Annotated in this window: 20 protein-coding genes; 5 read left to right on the top strand and 15 right to left on the bottom strand. The window is 66.4% G+C overall.

Annotation, left to right across the window (positions count from 1 at the left end; all coding sequences use genetic code 11):
* Nucleotides 1-373: 373 nt before the first annotated feature.
* Nucleotides 374-3,547 (top strand): efflux RND transporter permease subunit, encoded by a 3,174-nt coding sequence (locus ISS20_RS12610; protein ID WP_291437057.1) that lies wholly within the window; start codon nucleotides 374-376, stop codon nucleotides 3,545-3,547.
* Nucleotides 3,544-5,007: an efflux transporter outer membrane subunit gene (locus ISS20_RS12605; RefSeq protein ID WP_291437055.1), complete on the top strand. Its 1,464-nt coding sequence runs from the start codon at nucleotides 3,544-3,546 to the stop codon at nucleotides 5,005-5,007. The genes ISS20_RS12610 and ISS20_RS12605 overlap by 4 nt, the downstream gene beginning before the upstream one ends.
* A gap of 13 nt (nucleotides 5,008-5,020) precedes the next feature.
* Here the strand turns inward: ISS20_RS12605 and ISS20_RS12600 are convergent, their stop codons facing one another.
* Genes ISS20_RS12600 through ISS20_RS12570 form a run of 7 tightly spaced genes read right to left on the bottom strand, consistent with a single transcriptional unit; the run spans nucleotide 5,021 to nucleotide 9,808 of the window.
* Entirely contained in the window at nucleotides 5,021-5,899 is an 879-nt protein-coding gene (locus ISS20_RS12600) for a LytTR family DNA-binding domain-containing protein (protein WP_291437053.1), read from the bottom strand.
* Nucleotides 5,896-6,957 carry a histidine kinase gene (locus tag ISS20_RS12595; RefSeq protein ID WP_291437052.1) on the bottom strand — a complete coding sequence of 354 codons (1,062 nt, stop codon included), beginning with the start codon at nucleotides 6,955-6,957 and terminating at the stop codon, nucleotides 5,896-5,898. Before ISS20_RS12595 ends, ISS20_RS12600 begins: the two co-directional genes overlap by 4 nt.
* A gap of 27 nt (nucleotides 6,958-6,984) precedes the next feature.
* Nucleotides 6,985-7,281 (bottom strand): 2TM domain-containing protein, encoded by a 297-nt coding sequence (locus ISS20_RS12590; protein ID WP_291437050.1) that lies wholly within the window; start codon nucleotides 7,279-7,281, stop codon nucleotides 6,985-6,987.
* 55 nt (nucleotides 7,282-7,336) lie between these two features.
* Complete coding sequence (locus ISS20_RS12585) at nucleotides 7,337-8,398, bottom strand: dienelactone hydrolase (RefSeq protein ID WP_291437061.1); 1,062 nt, start codon at nucleotides 8,396-8,398, stop codon at nucleotides 7,337-7,339.
* A 52-nt stretch (nucleotides 8,399-8,450) separates the two neighbouring features.
* The gene (locus ISS20_RS12580; protein ID WP_291437048.1) at nucleotides 8,451-8,744 is read right to left on the bottom strand and encodes a 2TM domain-containing protein; all 294 of its coding nucleotides are present in this window, start codon (nucleotides 8,742-8,744) and stop codon (nucleotides 8,451-8,453) included.
* A gap of 35 nt (nucleotides 8,745-8,779) precedes the next feature.
* The gene (locus tag ISS20_RS12575; protein ID WP_291437046.1) at nucleotides 8,780-9,349 is read right to left on the bottom strand and encodes a DUF6622 family protein; all 570 of its coding nucleotides are present in this window, start codon (nucleotides 9,347-9,349) and stop codon (nucleotides 8,780-8,782) included.
* A gap of 48 nt (nucleotides 9,350-9,397) precedes the next feature.
* The gene (locus tag ISS20_RS12570; RefSeq protein WP_291437044.1) at nucleotides 9,398-9,808 is read right to left on the bottom strand and encodes a DUF2306 domain-containing protein; all 411 of its coding nucleotides are present in this window, start codon (nucleotides 9,806-9,808) and stop codon (nucleotides 9,398-9,400) included.
* Nucleotides 9,809-10,037: 229 nt separating this feature from the next.
* Between ISS20_RS12570 and ISS20_RS12565 the strand changes: the two genes are divergently transcribed.
* The 3 genes from ISS20_RS12565 (at nucleotide 10,038) to ISS20_RS12555 (ending at nucleotide 13,261) form a co-directional block, all read left to right on the top strand.
* Nucleotides 10,038-10,862, top strand: coding sequence for an undecaprenyl-diphosphate phosphatase (locus ISS20_RS12565; protein ID WP_291437042.1), 825 nt, complete (start codon nucleotides 10,038-10,040; stop codon nucleotides 10,860-10,862).
* A 10-nt stretch (nucleotides 10,863-10,872) separates the two neighbouring features.
* Complete coding sequence (locus tag ISS20_RS12560; RefSeq protein ID WP_291437041.1) at nucleotides 10,873-11,766, top strand: MipA/OmpV family protein; 894 nt, start codon at nucleotides 10,873-10,875, stop codon at nucleotides 11,764-11,766.
* Between the two features lie 169 nt (nucleotides 11,767-11,935).
* Entirely contained in the window at nucleotides 11,936-13,261 is a 1,326-nt protein-coding gene (locus tag ISS20_RS12555; protein WP_291437039.1) for a diguanylate cyclase, read from the top strand.
* 53 nt (nucleotides 13,262-13,314) lie between these two features.
* Here the strand turns inward: ISS20_RS12555 and ISS20_RS12550 are convergent, their stop codons facing one another.
* From ISS20_RS12550 to ISS20_RS12515, 8 genes are all read right to left on the bottom strand, one after another.
* The gene (locus tag ISS20_RS12550; protein ID WP_291437037.1) at nucleotides 13,315-14,802 is read right to left on the bottom strand and encodes an FAD-binding oxidoreductase; all 1,488 of its coding nucleotides are present in this window, start codon (nucleotides 14,800-14,802) and stop codon (nucleotides 13,315-13,317) included.
* A gap of 119 nt (nucleotides 14,803-14,921) precedes the next feature.
* The gene (locus tag ISS20_RS12545; protein ID WP_291437036.1) at nucleotides 14,922-16,721 is read right to left on the bottom strand and encodes a diguanylate cyclase; all 1,800 of its coding nucleotides are present in this window, start codon (nucleotides 16,719-16,721) and stop codon (nucleotides 14,922-14,924) included.
* Entirely contained in the window at nucleotides 16,718-18,517 is a 1,800-nt protein-coding gene (locus ISS20_RS12540; protein WP_366828127.1) for a diguanylate cyclase, read from the bottom strand. The genes ISS20_RS12545 and ISS20_RS12540 overlap by 4 nt, the downstream gene beginning before the upstream one ends.
* A complete protein-coding gene (locus ISS20_RS12535; RefSeq protein WP_291437034.1) occupies nucleotides 18,514-20,301 on the bottom strand; it encodes a diguanylate cyclase in 1,788 nt (595 codons plus the stop codon). Before ISS20_RS12535 ends, ISS20_RS12540 begins: the two co-directional genes overlap by 4 nt.
* A gap of 11 nt (nucleotides 20,302-20,312) precedes the next feature.
* Entirely contained in the window at nucleotides 20,313-21,836 is a 1,524-nt protein-coding gene (locus ISS20_RS12530; RefSeq protein ID WP_291437033.1) for an oxygenase MpaB family protein, read from the bottom strand.
* Nucleotides 21,833-22,654, bottom strand: a complete 822-nt coding sequence (locus ISS20_RS12525; RefSeq protein ID WP_291437031.1) for a carotenoid biosynthesis protein — start codon at nucleotides 22,652-22,654, stop codon at nucleotides 21,833-21,835. The genes ISS20_RS12530 and ISS20_RS12525 overlap by 4 nt, the downstream gene beginning before the upstream one ends.
* A 173-nt stretch (nucleotides 22,655-22,827) precedes the next feature.
* The gene (locus ISS20_RS12520) at nucleotides 22,828-23,649 is read right to left on the bottom strand and encodes an alpha/beta hydrolase (protein ID WP_291437029.1); all 822 of its coding nucleotides are present in this window, start codon (nucleotides 23,647-23,649) and stop codon (nucleotides 22,828-22,830) included.
* Between the two features lie 81 nt (nucleotides 23,650-23,730).
* The coding region (locus ISS20_RS12515; RefSeq protein WP_291437026.1) for a proteasome-type protease at nucleotides 23,731-24,556 on the bottom strand (826 nt) is incomplete at its 5' end.

Here is a 24,556-nt window from a genome sequence, read left to right as displayed (position 1 = left end):
ATGTTCTGCTCCCCTTGCCCCTGTGGATGCGCCGAGGAGCGCAGGGTTTGGCGGATCAGGGCTCGCGTGTGTCTGAGCGACGCGCAGCGGCGCGAGTTGAGCGAGACCCCGCCAAACCCGAGCACCGCAGGTTGCCCCGTAGCGAAGCGCAGGGGACGCAGACAGTGGGGTCGCCCTTTCTTTGGTTCCTTTCTTTCGGCGACGCGAAAGAAAGGGACTCGCACGCCGGGCGACTCCCGGCCTCCGCCCTCAACAAAGGCATGCGGCTCAGTCAGCACACGCAACAAAACGCTACAAAATCAATAGCTTCCAGCGCATATTCCACTAGCGCATCAAGCCAAAAACATCCAAAAACCACCCGGAGAGCCCACCCATGAGCCTCTCCACCCCCTTCATCCACCGCCCCATCGGCACCATGCTCCTCACCCTGGGCCTGGCCCTGGCGGGTGCGGTGTCGTTCTTCCTGCTGCCCGTGGCGCCGCTGCCGCAGGTGGACTACCCCACCATCTCGGTCAGCGCCAGCCTGCCCGGGGCCAGCCCCGACACCATGGCCGCCACCGTCGCCACGCCGCTGGAGCGGTCGCTGGGCGCGATTGCGGGCGTGACCGAGATCACCTCGCGCTCCATTCTGGGCAGCACTTCCATCACGCTGCAGTTCGACCTGGACCGCAACGTAGACAGCGCAGCGCGCGATGTGCAGGCCGCCATCAACGCCGCGCGCACGCTGCTGCCCACGGGCATGCCCAGCAACCCGACCTACCGCAAGGTCAACCCGGCCGACTCGCCCATCATGATCCTGGCACTCACGTCGGACCTGCTCACACGCGGGCAGATGTACGACGCGGCCTCTACCGTGCTGGCGCAAAAGCTCTCGCAGGTCGAGGGCGTGGGCCAGGCCACGGTCAGCGGCGGCGCGCTGCCCGCCGTGCGGGTGGAGCTGGATCCGGTGCGGCTCGCGTCCAACGGCATCTCGCTGGAACAGGTGCGCAGCGCCATCGTCAGCACCAACGCCAACCGCCCGCTGGGCGCGGTGGAGCGGGAAGACCACTACTGGCAGGTGGCCACCAACGACCAGGCCCGTGTGGCGGCCGACTACGCGCCCCTGGTGCTGCGCTGGAAGAACGGGCAGGCCGTGCGCCTGCAGGACGTGGCCGAGGTGGTGGACTCGGTGCAGGATGTACGCAACTTTGGCGTGGCCAATGGCAAACCGGCGGTGCTGCTGCAGGTGTACAAGCAGCCTGGCGCCAACATCCTCGAAGCCGTGGAGCGCGTGCGTTCGCTGCTGCCCGCGCTGCAGGCCTCCATCCCGGCGGCCATCGACATCGAGGTGGTGTCCGACCGTACGCCCACGCTGCGCGCCTCCGTCAAGGAGGTGGAGCGCGCGCTGCTGATCGCCGTGGCGCTGGTGGTGCTGGTGGTGTTCCTGTTCTTGCGCAACGGGCGTGCCACGCTCATCCCCAGCGTGGCGGTGCCGGTGTCGCTGGCAGGCACGTTTGGCGTGATGTACCTGGCGGGCTACACGCTCGACAACCTCTCGCTGATGGCGCTCACGGTGGCCACGGGCTTTGTGGTGGACGACGCCATCGTGGTGCTGGAGAACATCATGCGCCATATGGAGCGGGGCAAGACCGCGTTGCGGGCGTCGCTGGACGGAGCGCGCGAGATCGGCTTCACCGTGGTGTCGATGAGCATCTCGCTGATTGCGGTGTTTGTTCCCATCTTGTTCATGGGTGGCATCGTGGGGCGGTTTTTCCGCGAGTTCGCCATCGTCATGTCCTCGGCCATCCTGGTGTCGATGGTGGTGTCGCTCACCACCACGCCCATGATGTGCGCCGCGCTGCTCAAGCCCCACAGTCCGGCAACGGCGCGGCGCAGGGGCTGGGCTGCGGCCTTCAGCCATCGGATCGGTCGCTGGGTGGATCGTATGCAGGTGCGGGGCATGCGCCTGTACCGCCGCAGCCTGGCCTGGTGCCTGCGCCATCAGCCCGTAGCCCTGCTGGCGCTGGTGTGTGTGGTGGGGCTCAACGTGTGCCTCTACACCGCCATCGACAAGGGCTTCATGCCCGAGCAGGACACCGGGCGCATCTCGGGCTTCATACGGGCCGACCAGGCCACGTCCTACCAAGCCATGGAGCAGCGGCTGCAGCGTTTCCTGTCCATCGTGCAGTCCGACCCGGCCGTGGAGCATGTGACCGGCTTCACCGGTGGCTGGCAGCGCAATGCGGCGCAGATGTTCATGACCCTCAAGCGCGGGCCCGGGCAGGAGAGCTCCGAAGCTGTGATAACGCGGCTGCGCGAGCAACTCAAGAACGAGCCGGGCGCGCGCCTGTTCATGGTGCCGCAGCGCGACATCCGCATTGGCGGGCGGCAGAGCGGTGCCTCGTTCGACTACACCCTGCAGGCCGACGACATTGGCGACCTGCGCACCTGGGAGCCACGCATCCGCCAGGTGCTGAGCCAGCTGCCCGAGCTGGAGGACGTGAACAGCGACGTGCAGGACTTTGGCCTGCAGACCTCGCTGGTCATCGACCGCGATGCCGTGACCCGGATGGGCCTGACCATGGCGCAGATCGACGCCACACTCAACAACGCCTTCGGCCAGCGCCAGGTGGGCGTGATCTACAACCCGCTCAACCAGTACCGCGTGGTCATGGAGGCCGCGCCGCGCTACCTGCAGAACCCCGAGACGCTGCGCGGCTTCTTTTTCGTCAACAGCCAGGGGCAGCAGATTCCGCTCACGGCGTTTGCGCGTATCACCACCACCAACACACCGCTGTCGGTCAACCACGACCGGGGCACACCCGCCAGCAGCATCAGCTTCAGCCTGGCGCCGGGGGTATCGCTGTCGCAGGCCACCGAGGCGGTGAACAACGCGGTGGCCGAGCTGGGCGTGCCGGTGTCGGTGCGCGGCTCGTTCAGCGGCACGGCGGGGGCGTTTCAGGATGCACTGGCGGGCCAGCCGTTGCTGATCCTGGCGGCCATCATCACCATCTACCTGGTGCTGGGCATGTTGTACGAGAGCCTGGTGCACCCTATCACCATTCTGTCCACGCTGCCGTCTGCAGGCGTGGGCGCGTTGCTGGCGCTCATGCTGTTCAAGACCGAGTTCTCGCTCATCGCACTCATTGGCGTGATCCTGCTGATCGGCATCGTGAAGAAGAACGCGATCATGATGATTGACTTTGCCCTCACGCGGCAACGCCAGCAGGGCGAGCCGGGCCGGGTGCCTGTCACGGCGGCGCAGGCCATCTACCGCGCGTGCAATCTGCGATTGCGCCCCATCCTGATGACCACCGTGGCCGCCATTTTTGGGGCCTTGCCGCTGGCCCTGGGGCGGGGCGACGGTGCCGAGCTGCGGCAGCCGCTGGGCATTGCGATTGTGGGTGGCCTGCTGGTAAGCCAGTGGCTCACGCTCTACACCACGCCGGTGGTGTATGTGGCGCTCGACCGGCTGCGTGCGCGCGTGCTGCGCGCGGTGGGGCGGCGCCGCAAGCCAGCGGGCGCCGCGCCTGCGGCCCCGGTGGTATTGCAAGGAAATGACGGATGACCTCTTTCACTTTTTCACGTCGGGTCGCCTGGCCTGCGCTGCTGGCCAGCGGCTTGTGGCTGGCGGGCTGCGCGCAGACGCCGCCGTATGAGCGGTCCACCATGGACATTCCGGCCGCCTACAAAGAGCAGGCCGCCGCCCAGGCCCAGGGCATCTGGAAGCCCGCGCAGCCACAGGCCTCCACCGCCTTGCCCGAGGCCTGGTGGACCGTGTACGGCGACGCCGTGCTGGACCGCCTGCAGCAGCAGGCCGAGGCCCACAGCCCCACCCTGGCGCAAAGCGCCGCCCGCCTGCGCGCCGCCCAGGCGGCTGTGACCAGCAGTGGCGCTGCGGCCTTGCCCACCGTGGGGGCCAACGCCAGCAGCAGCCGCGCGCGCAGCGGCACGCAGCTGAGCAATCAGGGGGATGGCAGCAGCACCGCGCGCATCAGCACCAGCCATTCGCTGGGCCTGTCTGCCAGCTGGGAGCTGGACCTGTGGGGTCGCGTCTCGGCCGGGGTGAATGCGGCGCAGGCCAGCGCCCAGGCTAGCGCCGACGACCTGGCTGCCGCCCGCCTGTCGTTGCAGGCCACCGTGACACAGACCTATTTTTCGTTGCGTGCCGCGGAGGCACAGGCCGCGCTGCTGGCCGAAACCCTGAAGGCCTACGACCGCAGCTGGGAGCTGACGCGCAACCGCCAGGCGGCGGGTGTGGCCTCGAGCGCCGATGTGGCGCAGGCCGAGGCGCAATACAAGTCCACCCAGGTGCAACTGCTGGAGGCGCGAACCACGCGCACCCAGCTGGAGCACGCGCTGGCGGCGCTGCTGGGGCAGGCGCCTGCCGCCTTCGCGCTGGAGGCCACGGCCACATTGCCGGCACCTGCGACCGTACCACAAGCCCTGCCGTCCGACCTGCTGCAGCGCCGTCCCGACATTGCTGCCGCAGAACGCCGCATGGCCGCTGCCAACGCGCAGATCGGCGTGGCCCGTGCGGCGTATTTCCCCACGCTCACGCTGTCGGCAGCGGGCGGATACCGGGGGGCGCCGCTGGCGGACCTGTTCAGTGCACCCAACCTGTTCTGGTCGCTGGGGCCTGCGCTGGCGGCGTCGATTTTTGATGGCGGCGCGCGCAGTGCCGCCGTAGAGACGGCCCGCGCCAACCACGCACAGGTCACGGCCGCCTACCGCCAGACGGTGCTGACCGCGCTGCAGGAGGTGGAGGACAACCTCACGGCCGCCGCTGCGCTGGCGCAGGAGGAACAATTGCAGCGCGAGGCCACCGCCGCCGCCCAGCGTGCGCTGGACGTGGCGGAGAACCAGTACCGTGCGGGCACCGTGGGTTACCTGAATGTGCTGGCGGCCCAGACCACCGTGCTGTCGTCACAGCGCAGCCTGATCGACGTGAAGAGCCGCCGCCTGACGGCAGTGAATGCGCTGCTGAAGAATGTGGCTGGGCGCTGGGAGGCGCTGCCGCCCGCTTGAACTGAGGGCGCAGCTACATCGCCTTGAACAGGTGCGCGTAGAGGCGGCTCACCGGCAGCCGCTCGGGCCGCCCGCGCAGGCTGATGTGCTGCTTGCCCGCCTCGTCGCGCGTGACGGTGGCAATGGCCGTGGCGCGCACCAGGGTGCTGCGGTGCACCTGCCAGAACTCCTGCGGGTCGAGCTGCTCGATCAGCTCCTTGAGCGCGGTGCGGATCAGGTATTCACGCTCAGCCGTGAGCACGCGCACATATTTGTCGGCCGCCTCGAAGTACACCACCTCCGCCACCGGCACCATGTGGATCTGCGTGCCGTGGCTGGCCTGAATCACGCTCAGCCGTGTTGCGGCAGAAGCAGGCGCGGCGGCGGGCGCGATGCCCAGGCCGGGTGCGCCGAGCAACGCGCGCAGCTGGGCCATGGTGGCTTCGAGTTCGGGTGAATGCGATGCTGCCGAAGGTGCAGCTGGGGGTGCAGCGGCTGTAGATGAACTGGCAGGTGTGCGCTGGGCCAGCAGGCCCTGCACCTTGGCCACGGTGCGGGCCAGCCGGTCGGCCTGGATGGGTTTGAGCAAGTAGTCCACCGCCTGCGCTTCAAACGCCTGCACGGCGTACTGGTCGTAGGCCGTGGCAAACACCAGCGCCGGAAAGGGCAGGTCATCCGGCCAGGCGTCGGCCAGTTCGGCGGCGGCCTCGATGCCACTCTGGGCGGGCATGCGGATGTCGAAGAACAGCACGTCGGGCCGCATGGCCAGCGCCTGCCGCACCGCCGAGCGACCGTCGCCCACCAGGGCCACCACTTGCAGCTCTGGCCATGCGCGGGCCAGGTCCTGCTGCAGGGCCGCGGCCAGCAGCGGTTCGTCTTCGGCAATCAGGGCATGCGGGGCTCGCTCTGTCATGGTGCAGTGGCAGATTTCAAAGGAAATGTGACGGTAGCGCTGGTGCCATTTGGCTCTGTTGCTATCAATTCAAGAGCGCCTGCAGCACCGTGCAGTGTGGCCAGACGCTCGCGCACCTGGGCCAGTCCAAAGCTCTGGCCGGGGCCTGAGACGGGCAGGGTGGCGGGCAGGCCCGCCCCGGTGTCTTGTACCTCGATGACCAGCAGCGGACCCTGGGGGCTGGGCCGGGTGGTTGCACGCACGGTGATGTGGCCGCCTTCCACCTGGGGCTCCAGCCCGTGGCGGATGGCGTTCTCCACCAGGGGCTGCAGCAGCAACGGCGGCACAGGCACATCCCGCAGCGCATCGGGCAGGTCCAGCGTATAGGCCATGCGAGGGCCCATGCGCACAGCCATCAGCTCCAGATAGTCGCGCAGGCGTTCAAACTCCAGGGCCAGCGGGTGCTGGGTGCTGCGCGATGCGCTCAGCGTTGCGCGGAGGTAGGCAATGATCCGGTCCAGCATGTCCTGCGCCCGGACCGGGTCTGTGCCGATCAGAACGCGCAGGTTGGCCAGGGTGTTGAACAGCATGTGGGGCTCTAGCTGGGTCTCTAGCAGCTTGAGCTGGGCCTCACTGGCCTGGCTGCGCACCTCGTTCATCTTGGCATGCAGCCACGCGCTTTTGCCGTTGGTATAGAAGTAGTAGATGGCGGCGATGCCCGCCATCAGCGTGATACCGATGGAGATGCGCAACTGAGCGCGGCCCCGTTCGTCCCACGACGACACGCCGCACCACCAGTCGCCAACCAGTGTGCCGCCTACATAGCCGACGATGATGGCGACCAAGGGCAGCCCAATGCCTGCCATGCCGGCAGGCCAGCCGGTGTTTTCGCTCGACCGGAACAGGTGCCGTCCAAAGTCCACCAGCGCCCAGGTCAGCAGGCCTATGGCCAGCGAGTAGCGGGCCGGGATGTCGTAAGGCTTTTCGGGCTGGAATGCGAACTGGATGGCGGAAATGGCCAGGCAGAACGCAATGGTCTGCAGCATGCGTCGCAGCTTGTCGATCCAGTCGATGGTCATGGTGGTGTTGCGGAGGGGAAGGTGCTGTCAGAGGCCGCTGCGATCACGCTCGCGCTGCAGGCGCTCGCGCTCCTTTTGCACCAAACGCTCGCGCAGCCCGCTGCCCGTGCCCAGCACAAACACCGAGATGCCATGCAACGCCAGCCCCAGCCCCCAGCCCAGCAGGGGGTATACCGACCATGGCCGGTCACCAAAGCCGTAGCGCGACATCCCAAAAATCACCATATTGACGACCAAGTAGGCCAGCGCATGGGTGTACCAACCCAGTTTGGCGCCTGCGCGGCGGCGGGCGAGTTGGTCGAGGTCTTCGGGAGTCATATGCATAGCGCTTTCATTCTAGGCGGCGGCACGTTGTCGGCAGCGCTAGCGGTTGTAGGCTTCACCGGGTCGGCTTTACGGGCGCAGCGTTCAGCGGCTGCAGGTGCTTGGCAAAAAAGGCCACCGTGCTTGCGTCCACCTGCGGCAGCACGCTGCGGTCAAAGGCGGGCGGGTCGCCCAGAAGCTCACGGGTCAGGTCGTTCATGCGGTCCAGCGGCGGCATGGGCGACAACATGATGCCGTGGCTGCCGTCTGGCAGGTCGGCAATGTGGGTGCAGCGGTCCTGGCACGCGGCCAGCACGGCACTGCTGTGAAAGCGTGGGATCTGGTTCACGTCCTTGCCTGCGGTGATGAGCCCTAGCGCGATGCGTGGGGTGGCCAGGCTGCCCATGTCGAAGTCGGCTGCAAACGGCACCACGGCCACCGTGGCCACCACGCGCGGGTCGGTGTGTGCATACAGCGTCTCGTCGCCAAAGCGGTGGCGGATGATGGTGATGGCCACGGCCTTTTTGATGCCGTCCAGCCAGTTGCCGTGCAGGCGGGTGGTGAAGCCGACACAGGACGAAAAATCCTCCGCCAGATGGGCCTCGCAGTGCTGCTTGAAGCGGGCGGGCGACCATTGCCCCCCGGCAAACACCAGGGCGGTATGGCCCCCGGCCGACCCTCCGAAAACGCCCACCTTGTCCAGCGCCAGCAGCGGCGCCAGGCGCGCATCCTGCGCCACGGCATCCACGGCGCGGGAGACTTCGGCGGGTCGGCGCTTCCAGCTATCCGGGCCCGGGGTGGAAGGGTCTTTGTAGTTGTCGCCCGCGTGCTCTGGCAAGGCCACCACAAACCCCGCCTGCACCAGCGCACGGGCCAGATCGGTGTGTACCCAGGGGCTGCCGCCCGAGCCGTGCGACACCACCACCAGCCGGCCGTTGCCAGGCACGGGAGTGCCCTGCAAGGCCAGCTGCAGCGCAAAGGGGCCGCGCTGCACGGGCTGGTCGGTCTCTTGTGCGGGGTAGAACACCGTGACGGGGCCGTCGCCCTGCTGCCCGGGCAACTCTGCGAGACCCACGCCCGCATGGGCAGGGTTGGCCGTGATGACCGCGGCGGCCAGCAAGGCCAGGCACCAGGCCATCCAGGTTTTGGTCATGGCCGTGTTTTTGTAGCTAGAGGTCATCGTCAGCCGATCAGCGAAGGGTTTGCGCAGCAGCAAGGCGGTCACGTTCTGCCTGCACCATGCGCTCGTGCAGGTCGCTGCCGCCTGCCAGAAAGAACACCACCACGCCATGGATGGCCAGGCCAATGCCCCAACCCAGGGCGGGGAACACCGCCCAGTGCCGCCCGCTGCCCACCGACAGTGCGACCAGCAGCAGGTTGACGAGCAGGTACACGCTGGCATGGATGTACCAGCCCATTTTGGCCCCGGCACGGCGGCGTGCCAGACGTTCGAGGGGATCGGTAGTGAAGGTGTGGTTGCGCATGGGGGGCTCCTGTGCTGAGGGATCGTTGTGGGGGCTCAGGCGGTGGCGGGTGATGTGGCCAAGGGGGCGCTGCGTTGCACCAGCTTCCACAGCCGCAGCGCGCGGGCCGCAAACAGGCCGTTGAACACGCCATACAGCGCTGCGATCTGCAGCGCAAAGCCGCTGTCGCGTGCCAGGGCGGGCTGCAGGGCCAGCTCCACACCCACGAGGTATTTGGTGAGGAAGATGCCCAGGATCAATGCCAGTGGCATGGCGCTGCCCGGAATGTAGAAGCAGCGCGATTGACCCTCGTACAGCGTGCCCTGGGGCGCAACGGGTTGCAGCCACAGCGCCACTCTGGCGATGAGCACGGCAGTCACCAGCCAGGCGCCCACCGGCAGCAGGGCCTGGCCGGCGCCCCCAAAGGCCGAGGCGATGCCGAACACCGACAGGCCGGTCATCGCCACCGGCATGGCCATGGCCCGCACGAGGCCCACACTGCGGGCCAGCAGCTGGCTGCCGCCCAGCCACAGCAGTCCGGCCAGCAAGGCCCAGACCCAGTAGGGCGTGTTTTCGATGATGCGACCCAGCATCTGGGGTTGTTGGACAAGGAGGTTGAGCAGCATGGTGGTTCGTCCTGTGAACAATGAAGAGGGTGGTGTGGTGGTGGGCGTTCAGACCAGTCCGAGTGCGGACCAGACCGTGTGGCCGAGTAAGCGCCCTGGCAGCAATGTGAAGACCCCGGCCACCACGCAGGCGCCGATGTAGGTCCGTTGCATCATCTTGCGGTGGCCCACGATGTTGCGGCGGGCCAGGTAGACGAAGGCCATCGCAAGCATTCCCAGCGTCACCGGGACCAGCAGGTGAATCAGCCCAAAGCTGCCCCAACGCGGGCCGCCGCCGCCAGTGATGAAGATGGCCGACACGGCGGTGGCCACCATCAGCGTGACCCAGGCATACCCGGCTGCACGGTGCAGGCGGGGGCGCTGGGTGGCGCCTTGGCGCGCCCACAGTGCGATGGGACCGATGGCGACAGCGGCCAGTGCGGCGGCAAGGTGGATGGCGATGACGGGGGTGATTTGCATGGCGGGGCTCCTGGCGGGTTCGATGGAGCGAACTGTGCCGATGCGCCCCGGGGTCTGCCAGGGCCGTGCGATGAAATACGGAAAACCAGGAGTGAAATGCATCCACGCGGAGCGAGTTGCAGGCGGTTTTGGCCGCTGAGGACCGTGCGGTGAGGCCAGGAAGCGGGCGCATAGCCCGGGTCCGCGAGCCCTCGGCGGATAATCCCGCACCTATTTGCAAGGAGTGCGCGTGGACGTTGTATTGCTGGTCAAGGCCGCCATCATGGGGGTCGTCGAGGGGTTGACGGAGTTTTTGCCCATCTCTTCCACCGGGCACCTGATCCTGGCCGGATCGTTGCTGGGGTTTGACGATGCCAAGGCCAAGGTGTTTGACATCGCCATCCAGACGGGCGCCATCTTTGCGGTGATCCTGGTGTACTGGGTCAAGATCCGTTCCACCCTGGTGGCTTTGCCCACCGAGCGCCAGGCGCAGCGGTTTGCGCTCAACGTGTTCATCGCCTTTGTACCGGCAGTGGTGCTGGGGCTGCTGTTTGGCAAGGCCATCAAGGCGCACCTGTTCACGCCGGTGGTGGTGGCCAGCACCTTCATCATTGGCGGCTTCATCATTCTGTGGGCTGAGCGGCGCCCACCGTCGGCCACCCGCATCCACAGCGTGGACGCGATGACGCCGCTGGACGCCATCAAGGTCGGTCTGGTGCAGTGCCTGGCCATGATTCCTGGCACCAGCCGCAGCGGCGCGACCATCATCGGCGGCATGCTGCTGGGCCTGTCGCGCCAGGCGGCCACGGATTTTTCGTTCTTTCTGGCCATCCCCACACTGATTGGAGCCGGGGTGTACAGCCTGTACAAGGAGCGCGCGCTGCTGTCTGCGGCCGACATTCCGCTGTTCGCCACCGGGCTGGTGTTCTCGTTCCTCAGCGCCTGGCTGTGTGTGCGCTGGTTGTTGCGCTACATCAGCAGCCACAGCTTTGTGCCGTTTGCCTATTACCGCATCGTGTTCGGCGTCATCGTTTTGGTGACAGCGTGGACGGGCTGGGTGCACTGGGCCGACTGATAATCAGGCCATGCGTTTCACTACCGGTCGGGTCTCCTCTCCCTTGATTTCCTTGCGGGCGCTGGCGCTCGCCGGTTTGTGGGCCAGCCCCTGGGTGGGTGCCCAGGGCTTACCGGAGACCTCCGGCACGGAAACCGCTGTGTCCGACAAGGCAGAGAGCCAGCAGGCAGCAGCGCCCAGGTTCAACTATGCGATCGGCGCCATCGTGGGCAGCAGTCCCGACTATGCCGGCGGTGATGGCCGCAAGAACAGCCTGCGGCCCGCCTGGGCCATCGAGTACGGCCGGTTTCGCCTGAGCACCTCGCGCGGCAGCGCCTTCATGGGCCACGGCCTGGGGCCCCGCGAATCGGGGGCCAGCGCCACGCTGGCGCAGAGCGACCGCTTCAGCCTGAGCGCAGCCTTGCGCATTGACAAGGGCCGCGACGGGTCGGACGCACCCATCCTGGTGGGATTGCCGTCGGTGCGTTCCACCCTGCGGGCACGGATCAGTGCGGGCTATGCCATCACCGACCGCTGGGCTGTGGGTGCCGGGGTGTCCCAGGACATCCTGGGCCGCGACGGCGGAGCGCAATGGTCCACCAGCATTGGCTACACCTGGCCCGTGACGGAACAGACCAAGGTCAGCTTCGGGGCGGGTGCAAGTTTTGGCGACCGCACCTACCTGCGTGGTCATTTTGGGGTTCCAGCAGGCGGCAGCAGCCCTTTGCCTGCGTTCGAGCCGCGTGGCGGGCTGTACAGCGTCGATGCCGGGGTGGAGGTCATGACGGCGCTCAACCGGCATTGGGTGGTGCTGGGTGCGGCCCGGGTGTCCCAGTTGCAGGGTGATGCGCGTCGCAGCCCTCTGACCATGCAGCCGGTGGGCTATTCGGTATCAGTGGGGCTGGCCTACCGGTGCTGCCGCTAGGCACATCGCCTGCGGCAAGGGTGGACCGGGAGCGAGGGCGCCTGACGAAAGTGCTAAGCTGACGTTCACAGACAGTTACGCCCAGGCGGCCGCACCTTGTGCAATCACCCTTTCCCGGTGTGTGACGCCGCCTCTTTGCTGATCCTCTCCCCCACTGGGGTATTGCCGCATGACGCCAGAAGCGCCTGAGTTGTCCACGCACCCGGAGACCGCCCGCAAGGAGGCGTGGTCCAAGGCGGGCCTGCTGGATGTCATCACCCGCAGCGCGGGCGCCACCATGGCTGTCATCGACCGCAGTCTGTCGATGATCTACGTGAACGACGAATACGCGCGCTGGTTTGGCACCGTACCGGAGCAACTGGTTGGCAAGACGCTGGTGGAAGTCTACGGTGAACAGGACTGCGCCCGCTTCATGCCGTTTGTGAACCGCGTGCTCAGCGGAGAGCGGGTGCAGTACCAGCGCATGTTGCGCACACCCTACGGCTTTGACGAGTGGCGCACCATCTGCCTCACGCCTTGGCACAACCCGCAAGGCGCCATTGAAGGCTTCATCACCACTGCGCTGGACGTACACGAGCTGCAGGTCACCATGAATGCGCTGCGCGCCGCCAACCAGCGCCTGTCATCCCACATGGAGAACAGCCCCCTGGCCGTGGTGGAGATGGACCACCAGCTGCAGCTGCTGCATTGCTCGCAACGCGCGGTGCAACTGCTGGGCTGGCTGCATGTGGCGGGATTGGAGGGGCGGCTGCTGACGGACCTGCTGGCCCCCGCATCGATGGACGACAGCCTGCAGCAGGCGCTGCAACGGCTGCAGTCTGGCCAGGAGTCGCAGAACCGGGCCGAAACCTGTTTTGTACGCAGCGATGGCACGGAGGTGCACTGCGAGTGGTTCAACTCCGCCCTGACGGACGCTGACGGCCAGGTGACCTCCATCATGGCGCTGGTGCAGGATGTTTCCGCCAAGATCCAGATCGCGCGGCAGCAGCACTATCTGGCCAACCATGACTCGCTCACCGGCCTGCTCAACCGGGCCGCGTTCCAGGGGCGGCTGGAGCAGTCGCTGCTGCATGCGCGGCGCACCGAGGGGGCGGTGGCGCTGTTGTTCATTGACCTCGACGGGTTCAAGCACGTGAACGACGCTGAGGGCCACCGCGCGGGCGACGAGGTGCTGCGCATCGTGGCCCAGCGCATTGCCAGCACAGTGCGTGCGGGCGACACCATGGCGCGGCTGGGGGGCGACGAGTTTCTGGTGATGCTGGACCGCGAGGTGACCCGCGAAGTGACCGACACCATAGGCCACCGCATCATCGACGCCCTGCAGCAGGGCATGACGGTGGACGGGCGCGAGTTGCGCATTGGCGCCAGCATTGGCGTGGCGGTGTACCCGCCGCTGGAGGGTGATATCGACGCGCTGATGAACCGTGCCGATCAGGCCATGTACGCCGCCAAGCGCGCGGGCAAGGGCCGCCTGCATTACGCGCAGACAGCCTGATTCTCCGGGCTGCTCTCTGTGCACCCGCAGGGCGGGAGCATCGCGTCACGGCCTCACGGCAGCCGGATGCTTTGCTGGAAGTGGAAAAAGTTGCCGGTGTCGTAGGTGGCCTTGACCCGCTGAAGCTGAGGGTAGGCAGGGCCCCAGTAAGCCGAGGCAAAGTCGGTCAGCCGCGCATCCGGGTAGTTTTGGTACACATGCCCGTTCAGGAACGGCCGCACCAGTTGCATGAAACCGTCCAGCCAGGCTTCCATCTGGGCGCGCTCCGCAGGGTTGCGCCAGAACACATCCACCACCAGGTCTGCATCCACGTTGCGGTGGACAAAGGCGCTGTCGGCCACCGGGTAGCGGTTGATGGCGCCGCCGTAGGGTTCCAGATAGGCCAGTGACCAGGGGTTGGGCGAGGTTTTGAAGTAGTCGATGATGCGTTGCCAGTCGGCGGGTGACAGCTGGGTATTGATGTACCCGCTGGCCTTGGTTTCGGCAATGCCGTCGGGCAGGTTGTCGGGCAGGGTGTAGGGGTGATCCTCCAGCCACACGTTCATGTCGGGGTAGGTGCCAGTTTTGTCCACCAGCAGCTGCGCGCTCGGAATAGCCATCAGCGGCGCGATGGCCGCCAGCCCGTCCTCTCGGGTGCCGCAGAACATGCCCTGCACCATGTACACCGGCACGCCGTTCTGGAACCCCAGGTTCATCATGTAGCCCAAGGCGTCGGGCGCACCGGTCTTCATGTAGCCAGCCTGCATCAGCGTGAGCACCTGGGCCGCGTGGGTGGCGTCCCAGCTGATGGCCCAGGCCCAGACCTGGTCCAGCCGCTGCATGCGGTACGTCACCTGCAGCACCACGCCAAAGTTGCCACCCGTGCCGCCGCGAAGGGCCCAGTACAGGTCGGGGTGCTCCTGCGCGCTGGCCGTGACGATGGTGCCGCTGGCCAGCGCCACACGGAAGGATTCGACCAGGTCGCTCTGGATGCCGAACGCGCGCGAGGTGTAGCCGTATCCACCGCCCTGCACAAAACCACCCACGCACACGCTGCCGCAGGCGCCCGTGGGCACGTGCCAGCCGGTGTGGTTCATGGCGCCATTGAAGTGGTCGAAGTCGGTGCCCGGCAGCACATGTACGCGCTCGCGTGCAGGGTCCAGCACCACGCCTTGCAGGTCGCTCAGGTCCACCACCATGCCGCTGTTGACCGAGTAGCCAGCGGTGCTGTGGCCACCACAACGCACGGCCACCCACACGCCATAGGTGCGGGCCACGGCCAGGCACTCCAGGACATCGTTTTCGCAGGCGCAAAAGACGATGATTTCCGGGTACGACTGGAAAGCCGGGTTCGATTCCTGCCGCGCCGTGTTGTAGTCGGGGCTGGAGGGCAGCACGATGCGCCCCACCAGCCGTGCTTCCAGGGCGGCAACGGCCTCCCAGGTGAGCACCGGCCCGCTGGCCTGTGCTGCGCCCAGAGCCGACTGCCCTGCCGCCAACGATAAAAAGTGTGCGACGCGAGCGTCTTTGGCAAGGCGGGCGGGACTTTTGCGATGGGCCATGGCGAGTGATCCTTCAGGAAGTTGCGAAGCCCCGGGTGTACCGGAGCTGTCGCGCTTTGACCAGAGGGAAATGGCAGAAATGGCTGGCGTGTGTATTCAGCCCGCTTCTGCGCCATGCCCTAGGCTGAAGACAGCGCGAGGTCGCCCGTGTTGCGCCGCAGGCAGAACTTGCCGCCCTGCTTGCCGCTGTACATGGCCGCGTCGGCCAGCTTGAGCAGGCCTATCGCGTCGGTGCTGTCGTGGGGTGCGATGGCATACCCAATGGTCAGTCCGATCTCCACCTGCACGTTGTTCAGCGAAAACGGCGAGCGGAACGCATCCAGCAGCTTGTGGCCCAGCTCTTGCGCCTGCTGCAGGCTGTGCAGCTGTCCAGCCATCACCACGAACTCATCGCCACCCAGGCGAGCCACCAGGTCACTTTGGCGCACATGGCCTTGCAGGCGCCGGGTCACGGCCACGAGCAGTTCATCGCCCACGTCGTGGCCATGTTGATCGTTGACGGGCTTGAACCCGTCGAGGTCCATCACGTACACCGCCAGCATTTTTTCTGCGCTGCAACGCGACAGGGCAGACGCGAGCGAGATGTTGAGCCCGCGCCGGTTGGGCAGGCCGGTGAGCGGATCGGTGTGGGCGAGCGAGCGCATCACGTCACGCTCGCGGTTGGCGTCCAGCGCCTCCAGCCGCAGTGCCTTGGTGCGCAATCCCAGCACCCGCATGAAGAGCAGCATGTCCAGCGTGGCGCCAAACTGGAAGGAGTGCAAGGTCCAGAAGTTCACCGGCACCCAGCCCTGGATCACGCCAATGACCGTGGCGGTGGCCAAAAAATACAGTAGCCATGCAAGCAACAGGGTGGAGCCGACCGGGTCGCCCAGGCGCGCGCGGCGTACCGCCCCCGGAATGCCCATGAGCGCGGGCACCAGCCCCAGGATGCTGACGATCCCTGTCACTGCGCGGGTGCTGAGCAAGTCCAGTGCATACAGCGCGGCCAGCACCACGCACAGCACCGCACCGCCACGCATGCTGCGCAGCAGCCAGCTGCGGGGGCGGTCACCCGCCAAGGCCTGGCTGATGAAGAGAAAGGAGCCGCAGGTGGCAGTGAGCGCGGCCAGGCTGGCTGCATGCAACTCCACCCACGGCATGTCGCGCCACAGGTACTGCGTGCCCAGACCAAACAGGTGCAGCGAAAACAGCAGGCTCCCTGCAATCAGCAGCGCGTACTGGATGAACAGCACGTCGCGCAGGTTGAGCCATTGCGCCAGGCTGTAGATCAGCAGGCACAGCGCCAGCCCGGTCAGGATGCCTTGCAGCATCTGCTCGTTCAGGGCGTTGCTGTGCCAGGTCGTGGGCTTGTTCAGGGTGATGGGGAGCACCATTGCGCCCCGGGTCTCCACGCGCAGCAGCAGGTCGTAGGTGTGCCCGGGCAGCATCGTGAGCGGCAACGCATGGGTACGGCTGCGCAGAGGGCGCTGGGTGTAGGGCTGCAGGCTGCCCAGGGTGGCCTGCTGGGTCAGGTGGCCTTCCGAAGCCAGGTACACCTCGATGCGCTGCAGCACGGGGTAGTCGATGTCCAGCACCCACAGGCCGTTGGATGTGGTGGGTACGGCAAGCGGTATGCGTACCCACACAGGTTCAGTTCGCACGCCCAGGGTGCCGCTGGTGCCCGATGGTGGCTGAAAGCGCGCCAGCGCAGCCAAGGCATCGTCCAAGAGCAGGGTGCCCGACGGATCCGGCAGCACGGTCACTGAGGGCCAGGCGTTGATGGAGAGTTGGTCATCCCGCAGCTCCAGCGGCGCGGCACTGACGCGCGGCACCAGGGCGCCCAGCAGCAGGCATAGCACCGCCAGCATGCCGGCAGTGCGCCACCAGCAGCTTGCGAGAATTGGGCGGCGCATCAGGCCACAGAAGCGCGAAGGGATCATGAAGTCAGCGCCAGTTCGCCAGGGTTGCGACGGATACAGTGCTTGCCGCTTTCCTTGCCTGCATACATGGCCGCATCCGCGAGCCGGACCAGATGCTGAGCATCGTCGCTGTCCAGCGGTGCCAGCGCGTAGCCGATGGTCAGGCCGACCTGGATGGTCAGGTGGCTCAGCCGAAACGGCTGTTCAAACGCATGCAGCAAGGCCTGCCCCAGTTCCTGGGCTTGTTCGGGCGTGGCAAGTTCGCGTGCCATGACGATGAATTCATCCCCGCCCAGACGGGCCACCAGGTCGGTGTGTTGTCGCACGTTGGCCTGCAGCCGGTGGCCCACGGCCACCAGCAGGTCGTCTCCCACATCATGGCCATAGGTGTCGTTGACCGGCTTGAATCCGTCCAGGTCCATCAGGTAGAGAGCCACCAGGCGTTGGGGGCTGGCCTGTGAGAGTGCCGATTGCAGGGCCATTTGCATACCTCGCCGGTTGCTGAGCCCGGTCAGCCAGTCGGTGTAGGCCAGCGAGCGCATGGTGTCTCGCTCGCGCAGAGCCTCGGAGGCAGCATGGCGCAAGGCGGCAGAGCGTTGTCCAAGCACGCGCAGGAAGAGCAGCATGTCAGCCGCAGCGCCGAGCTGGAAGGAGTGCAGCGTCCAGAAGTTGACCGGCAGCAGGCCTTGCACCAGGCACACCATGGTCACAGCCGCCGTGAAGTATGCGACCCAGGCCGCCAGCAGCGTGGTGCTGACCGAGTCTCCCTGGCGTGCCCGTGCTATGGCAATGGGCAGGCTGATGAGCGAGGGCAGGGGCCCCAGGACACTGATGATGGCGGTGGTGGTCCGGGTGTTGATCAGGCCGAGCAGGAAGGCCGCGAGCAGCACCAGGCTCAGCACTGCGCCCGCCTTCATCCACCGCAGGAACCTGCTGTGCGGCGTGTGGCCCATCAGCGCGTGACCCATGAACAGGAAAGAGCCGGCAATGGCCAGAAGCCCCGCCGCCCCAGCTGCGTGGACTTCGATCCAGAGCCTGTCGCTCCAGAGGAACTGGGTACCAATGCCGAAGAACTGCAGCGAGAACCCGGCGCTGCCCACCACCAGCATGCAGTAGTAAATGAACAGCTTTTCACGCTGGCTGACCCACTGGGTGAAACTGTAGACCACCAGGCACAGAGCCAACCCGGCCAGCACTCCCTGGAACATCTGCTCGCGCAGCGACCGGTGCACCAGGTAGGGCGCCTTGCTCAGTGTGATGGGCAGGATCATCGCGCCCGAAGTTTGCACACGGATCAGCAGTTCATAGGGCGTGTCGGCCGCCAGGTCCAGCGTCATTGCCGGTGTACGGCCGCGCAGCGGGCGCTCGGAGTAAGGGCGCAGGTTGCCCAGCGCCGCGTGTTGCACCAACCGGCCTTGCGTGGTCAGGTAGATGTCAACTTCGTTGAGCACCGCAAAGTCAATGTTGACGATCCATTCGTTGCCCGAGACGACGCGCGACATCAGCGGCATGCGCAGCCAGATGGCCTCCTTGCGCACGCCCAGGCTACCGCCACGGCTGGGGGGCTCTGCAAACTCGGGCAGACGTGCCAGCGCGTCCTGCACGCCCCATTGCAGCGAAGGGTCGGCCAGCATGGTGGCCACAGACCAGACGTTGACCGGGCGGGCATCGGCTGGCAGCACGAGCGGGCTGGAGTCAGCGGCCCGCGCGGTGGGCAGGGCCAGCACCTGCCACAGTGCCAGTACCAGCAGCCACATCAGGGGGCGACAGGGTGTCGGCCGACCGGGGTGCAGGGCGTTGCGATGCATCGTCGTCATGCCAGTGCTGCCGTGGCAAGGATGCGCCGCACCGAGTGCTTGCCGCCTTGTTTGCCCGCGTACATCGCGGCGTCTGCATGCCGCAGCAGGCCCTGCGGGTCGTCACTGTCGAGGGGGGCCAGCGCGTACCCGATGGTCAGGCCCACCTGGATGCGCAGGTGGCTCAGCGTGAACGGGTGCTCAAAGGCCCGCAGGAGCGATCGGCCCAGGTCCTCGGCCTGCTCGGGCGTGGCCAGGTCGCGGGCCATGATGATGAATTCGTCACCGCCGAGCCGAGCGACCAGGTCGGTCTGGTGCCGCACATTGGCCAGCAGACGGTGGCCCACGGCCACCAGCAGGTCGTCGCCCACATCGTGGCCGTGTGCGTCATTGACGGGCTTGAACCCGTCGAGGTCTATGAGGTACACCGCGACCAGCCGCTGGGGCGAGCAGTGGGCCAGCGCGGCGTGCAGGGCGTGCTGCAGGCCGCGCCGGTTGCTCAGGCCTGTAAGCGGATCGGTGTTGGCCAGTGACTGCATCAGGTCGCGCTCACGCATGGCCTCCTGGGCCTGGGCCTGGGCGGCCCGGGCGCGCAGGCCCATCACGCGAAAGAACAGCAGCATGTCTGACGTGGCGCCAAGCTGGAACGAGTGCAGCGTCCAGAAGTTGGCAGGAACCCAGCCCTGCACCAGGCACACCATCATTCCGGCGGCCACGCCAAAGGCGATCCAGGCCACCAGCAGGGTGGCGCCAATGGGGTCCTTCTGCCGTACCCGCGCCACGGCGGCAGGCAGGCTGATGAGCGAGGGAAGGGCCCCCGCCAGGCTCATGAACGCAATGGCGATGGGCACACTCAACCAGCCCAGCACCAAGGCTATGCAGACCGCCGCCGTGATGCCTGCGCCCACACGCATGGTGCGTGCGTACCAGCTGCCAGGGGTGTCACCGGCCAGCGTATGGCCCAGGAACAGGAATGAGCCTGCCAGTGCCGTGAGCCCTGCTGCCGGACCCGAATACCGGTCCATCCACGGGTTGTCGGGCCACAGATACTGCGGACCGACGCCAAAGAACTGCAGCGAAAAGCCCGCGCTGCCTAGCACCACCAGCGCGTAAAAGCCGAACATGCGATCACGCTGCGTGACCCACTGGATCAGGCTGTATGCGAACAGGCAGAAGGCCAGCCCGTTGAGCAGGCCCTGCAGCATCTGCTCGGCCAGGGCCTGGCGCAGGTGAACAGGCAGTTCGCTGACCGTGATGGGCAGAATCAGCGGGCCGGTGGCCTGAACCCGTATCAGCAGGTCGTAACGTTGCCCAGGCTGCAGGTCGAAGGCCATCGCAGGCGTGCGGCCAGCCAGCTGCGCTGGATCGGACTGGCGTGCGCGGGCCTGCTGCAACACCTTGCCACCCTGGGCCAGATACAAGTCGGCCCTCAGTGAGCTGTAGCCAATGTTGACCACCCACGGGGTGCGCGGCGTCTCTGGCGCAACCAAGGGGATATGCAGCCACATGGCCGCCTTGTGCACACCCAGTGAATTGCTGCTCCGTGCTGGTGCCTTGAACTCGTCCAGGCGGTCCAGCATGTCCTGCACCGAGAGCTGGTACGTAGGGTCGGCCTTGAGGGTGATGGCCTCCCAGGCATTCACTTGCGGCCTGTCGTGCGTGAGCACCAAGGGTTCGCCCGCCTGCGCGCTCCGGGGCAAGGCTGCAGCTATGAGTACCAGCAGACACAGCACCAACGTTGCCACGCCGCAACGCCCGCGCCACAGGCGGGTCAGCATCGGGAGGTTGCGCGGCAGCGATTGCATCGGCGTGGCGGCTACGGCGATGTGGTTTGCTGCGCCTGGCCCGTCTTGCCCGCCGACGCGGGCTTTGCCTTGCCGGCCAGGTCCCGGCTCCAGCTGCCGGTAGTGGTCAGCCGGTCCTCGATGCGGTTAAGCCAGCGGGGGGCATGGGGGTCGTCGCTCCAGCTGTGCACCACGGTGTCCACCTGGTTGAGCAGTTCGGTGGGCAGTTGCAGTGGGCGTGTCTGGCTCATCAGTACCCGGCTCATGAAGTGGTAGCCCAGCGCCCGCGTGAGCATGCGCACGATCGAAAAACGCGGCAGCAGCAGACCTACCACGGCATCGAGGGCACGCGCCAGCAGCAGAACGCACCAGAACAACAGGGCCGACAGCCAGGGCACCGGGTGGTTCAGCCCCAGGTCCTCAGCAGTTGCGGGACCGCACAGGTAGCGGGCCATGAGTTGCGGGAAGGGCTTGACGATGCGCCAGGGCAGCGCGTTGGCCATGGTCTGCATCAGAGCCTGCCCCAGCGCCGGGCGCGGATCGGGCGTCACCGGCTCGGCGCGGCCACGGGCCTGCATCAGCGCCATCAGTGCGTCGCCCTGCGCCATCGTTTCCACCATCAGGGAGCGGTCGATGCCAAGAACGTGGCCCACCACGTTCCAGGCGTGCAGGTAGGCTTCTTGGTCGCCGGGTGGCAACCCGAGGCCGAGCCGGCGCATGCTGCGCAGGAACACGTAGCCGAAGGTCAGCAGTGTGTAGGCCAGCTCCTCCTGATTGCAGGGCAGGCCTTTGGCGGCCAGGTTCCAGCCGCGCGCGTACAGGGTCTGGTACATCACGGACCGGCCGCCACCAGCGGGTGCGGCGCGCGGCACCACCAGTCCGTCTCCTCCCGCCTGCCATTGCGCCATGGCATGTTGGGGGCTGCCGTGCAGGATGAGGTTGCGCACCGTGGCGTGGATCAACCGCACCTTGAGCACTTGCGCCACCCCCGCGCCTGTTGTGCTGAGGCCGCCGTGGAGCATCACCGGGAAGATCATGGCCGCCGTGGAACGGATGCGGTATTCGGTGTTCTGTTCCAGCTGGCCGGTCGTGTGCAACACGCTCGACAGGTCCGGGACCACGTAACATTCGGGCAGGCTGGCACAGAACAGCAGGATGCAAGACAGCGCCCCGTGGTCCATGAAAAGTTTTTCGGCACGCTCGATCTTGCGGGTATCGGCCCAGGACGGCAGCACCCGGGCGGTCTGCACGTAGTCGTTGAGCGCCTTTGCCATCACGGCGGTCACATAGCCTCGGGCGGCCTGGGGGCCATCTCCCACTTGCACCGGGCCTTCAGTCGCCTGCCAGGTGGCCAGCGTGGCGTTGTCGGTCCACTGGCTGAACAGTAGGTTCACCGTGTTGATGTGCGCCCATTGCGGAGCGTCGGTGGCCACGTCTCCTGCGGGCCAGGTCCCGAGGATCTTGGCAATCGCAGCGTCAGCCAGAGGGTCGGCGTGGTGCTGCATGGGCGCCAGATCGGCAGCTGGCAGCAGGGGGCTGTGGGGCTTGCTGGTCATGCCGTGACATTACCCGGAGCGCGCCAGCGTTGGAAGCCCGCCAGTGCGCAAAGCAGCGGGATGCCCATGGCGAATGCAGCGATGGTCCGGATTTCCACCGGGCTACCCAGAATCATCTGGAACACCATGCCGGCAGCGTAGATGGTCAGCGGCACCATGGCGTGGCGCCGCAGGAAGGGGCTGGCGGACTGCAGGGGTAGCTGGCGCACCGACATGCGAAAGCTGAAGATGATCACAAAAGCCACAAACACCCAGCCGAAAAAGCCCTGCACGGTCTCGCCAAACCAAGCGCCATCGGTCTTGGCCATGATCCACGCCTTGAGGGTGTACACAAAGTAGGGGTCTGCGCCCAGGTCGAACGCGGTCACGATCATGGCTGCCAGAAATGACAGCATGGCGGCATTGCCCAAGCCGGGCGCACCGTCCACCGCCGATTGCCAGACGATAAGGTTGCTGATCACATAGCCCGCATACGTCAGTGCAAACCACATCATCGGGATGACCAGTGGCACGTCCAGCAGGCGGGGGCCCAGCACATCGGTGTAGGTGTAGTGCCCAAAGAACCAGCCCCGGCTGGAGCCCATTTGCTCGGCAAACCAGCCCAGGCTCGCCGCGATCAATACAAACTGCAGGGCGGCGCGGGTACCCAGCAGATGCGCTGCACTCGTCCAGCAGCAGGCAAACATCAGCACCGACGCGATGACGATGGCGATGGTTGTGTCGTTGTGGGTGCGTACCGCCGTTGCAATCACAAAGGCGGCCAGCAAGGCAAAGCTGAGCGCGGGTAGGCGCCCGGCCGTCGGGGTCTGTGCAGACATGTCGGGTGTATCACGCTGTAACAATTTCGCCAGTGTAGGGGATTGGCGAACGGCATGTGTCCCCTGTTTGCCCTGATCCGGGGGCTGTGTGGGGCGTTTTTTTGTGCCCAGCGGTCCGAATTTGGTGGCTTGGCGGAACGTGGCGACCCTGCGCAGGGGCCGTCCACAACGTCTCAGCGCTGCTGGGGCGTGAGCGCGGCCAGGTTGAGCAGCGCAGCCTCGATGGCTGCTGCAGTGGCCACGGGCTGCTCCATGGGAAACAGGTGGCTGCCGTCCAGCATCATGGTGCGGCCCTCGGTGACACGCAGGGTCATGGCCATGCCGACCTGCTTCATTTCTTCGGAATCGCGCCCGCCGATGAAGGCGGCCGGACACTGCAGCGGGTGCTTGCTCAGCAGGCGGCCCAGGTTGTGCGGCAGGGTGTTGTAGATGGCTGTTTCCACCGCGCGGTCAAAGCCCAGTACCCGTTTGCCATCGTGGTCTTGCAGGCCATGGTTGATGTAATCCTGCAACACCTCGGGGTGCCAGCGTGCAAAGGCCTTCTTCTTGCGAAAGTGCTCCAGCGCCTCTTCGTTGCTGGCCCAGCTGAACCGCCGCTGGCGGCTGACCCGGCCCGGCGATATCGAACCCACCACCTGGGTGCGCTTGGCCACGCTGACTACGTTGGCCTTCCAGCCGCCAATGAGGGGCGAGTCGATCAGCAGTACGCCGCGCACCAGTTCGGGGTGGCGGGCGGCGGCCATCACGCTCAAAAAGCCGCCCAGCGAATGCCCCACCAGAAACACCGGCTGGCCCAGGCGCTGCACCTGCGCCGTTGCAAAGTCGGCCAGCTGCTGCACCAGGTGTGGCCAGTTGCTGGTCACCGGGTACTGCGGGTCGTGGCCATAGCGTTCGACCGGGCTGACTTCAAAGCCCCGGGTCTTGAGGTGCTTGAACAGCACGCGGTAGGTGCTGGCCGGAAAGCTGTTGGCGTGCGAAAAAACGATGGGGAGCATGGAGGGCATGGCGGGGTGGCGGGGCCGTGGTGCAGGCGCGCACGCGGCCGGGTGCCGTGGGGTGCGCTGGCCTGCAGGGCGTCAGATCAGCCGGTCGGTATGGTTGGTGATCTTCTTGAGTGGCTTGCTGCGCGCTGGGCTGACCATGATCGGCACCTCGGTAGCGCCGCCGGTCCAGGCGGGGTCTTCGATGCTGTCGAACACCTGGCGCAGCTTCTGCCCCCAGCTGTCGTGCAGCATCCGAAAGTACGGGTTGTTCTCGTCAATGCAGATCACCTTGTCGGTGGCAAAGCGGTCCACCTCGTACACCACCAGGTCCAGCGGCAGGCCCACCGACAGGTTGGACTTGAGCGTGCTGTCCATCGACACCAGCGCGCACTTGGCGGCCTCGTCCAGCGGGGTCTCGGGCGTGAGCACGCGGTCAAGCACGGGTTTGCCGTATTTGGATTCGCCAACCTGGAAGTACGGTGTTTCGGACGTGGCCTCGATGAAGTTGCCTGCCGAGTACACCTGGAACAGGCGCATACCCTCGCCCTTGATCTGGCCGCCAAACACCATGGACACATTGAAGTCCACGCCCGAGCGCTTGAGGGCCGCGCCGTCGCGCTCGTGCACGTGGCGCACGGCGGCGCCCAGCACGCGGGCGGCGTCGAACATGCTTTTGGCATTCCAGATGGTGATGGCTTCGCCCGACTCGCCGTCCTTGATCTGTTCGGTCTGCAAGATCTCTCGCACCGATTGCGAGATGGACAGGTTGCCCGCCGACAGCAGCACCATGAAGCGGTCACCCGCCTTCTCGTAGACCATCATCTTGCGAAATGAGCTGATCTGGTCCAGGCCGGCATTGGTGCGGGAATCGGACAGGAAAACCAGCCCGGCGTTGAGTTTGATGGCGACGCAGTACGTC

Origin of the sequence: Acidovorax sp. (assembly GCF_016783915.1) — a bacterium.
Classification (GTDB): Bacteria; Pseudomonadota; Gammaproteobacteria; order Burkholderiales; family Burkholderiaceae_C; genus Acidovorax.
Note: the sequence above shows the minus strand (reverse complement) of the source record. Positions and strands in the feature narration are given on the sequence as shown.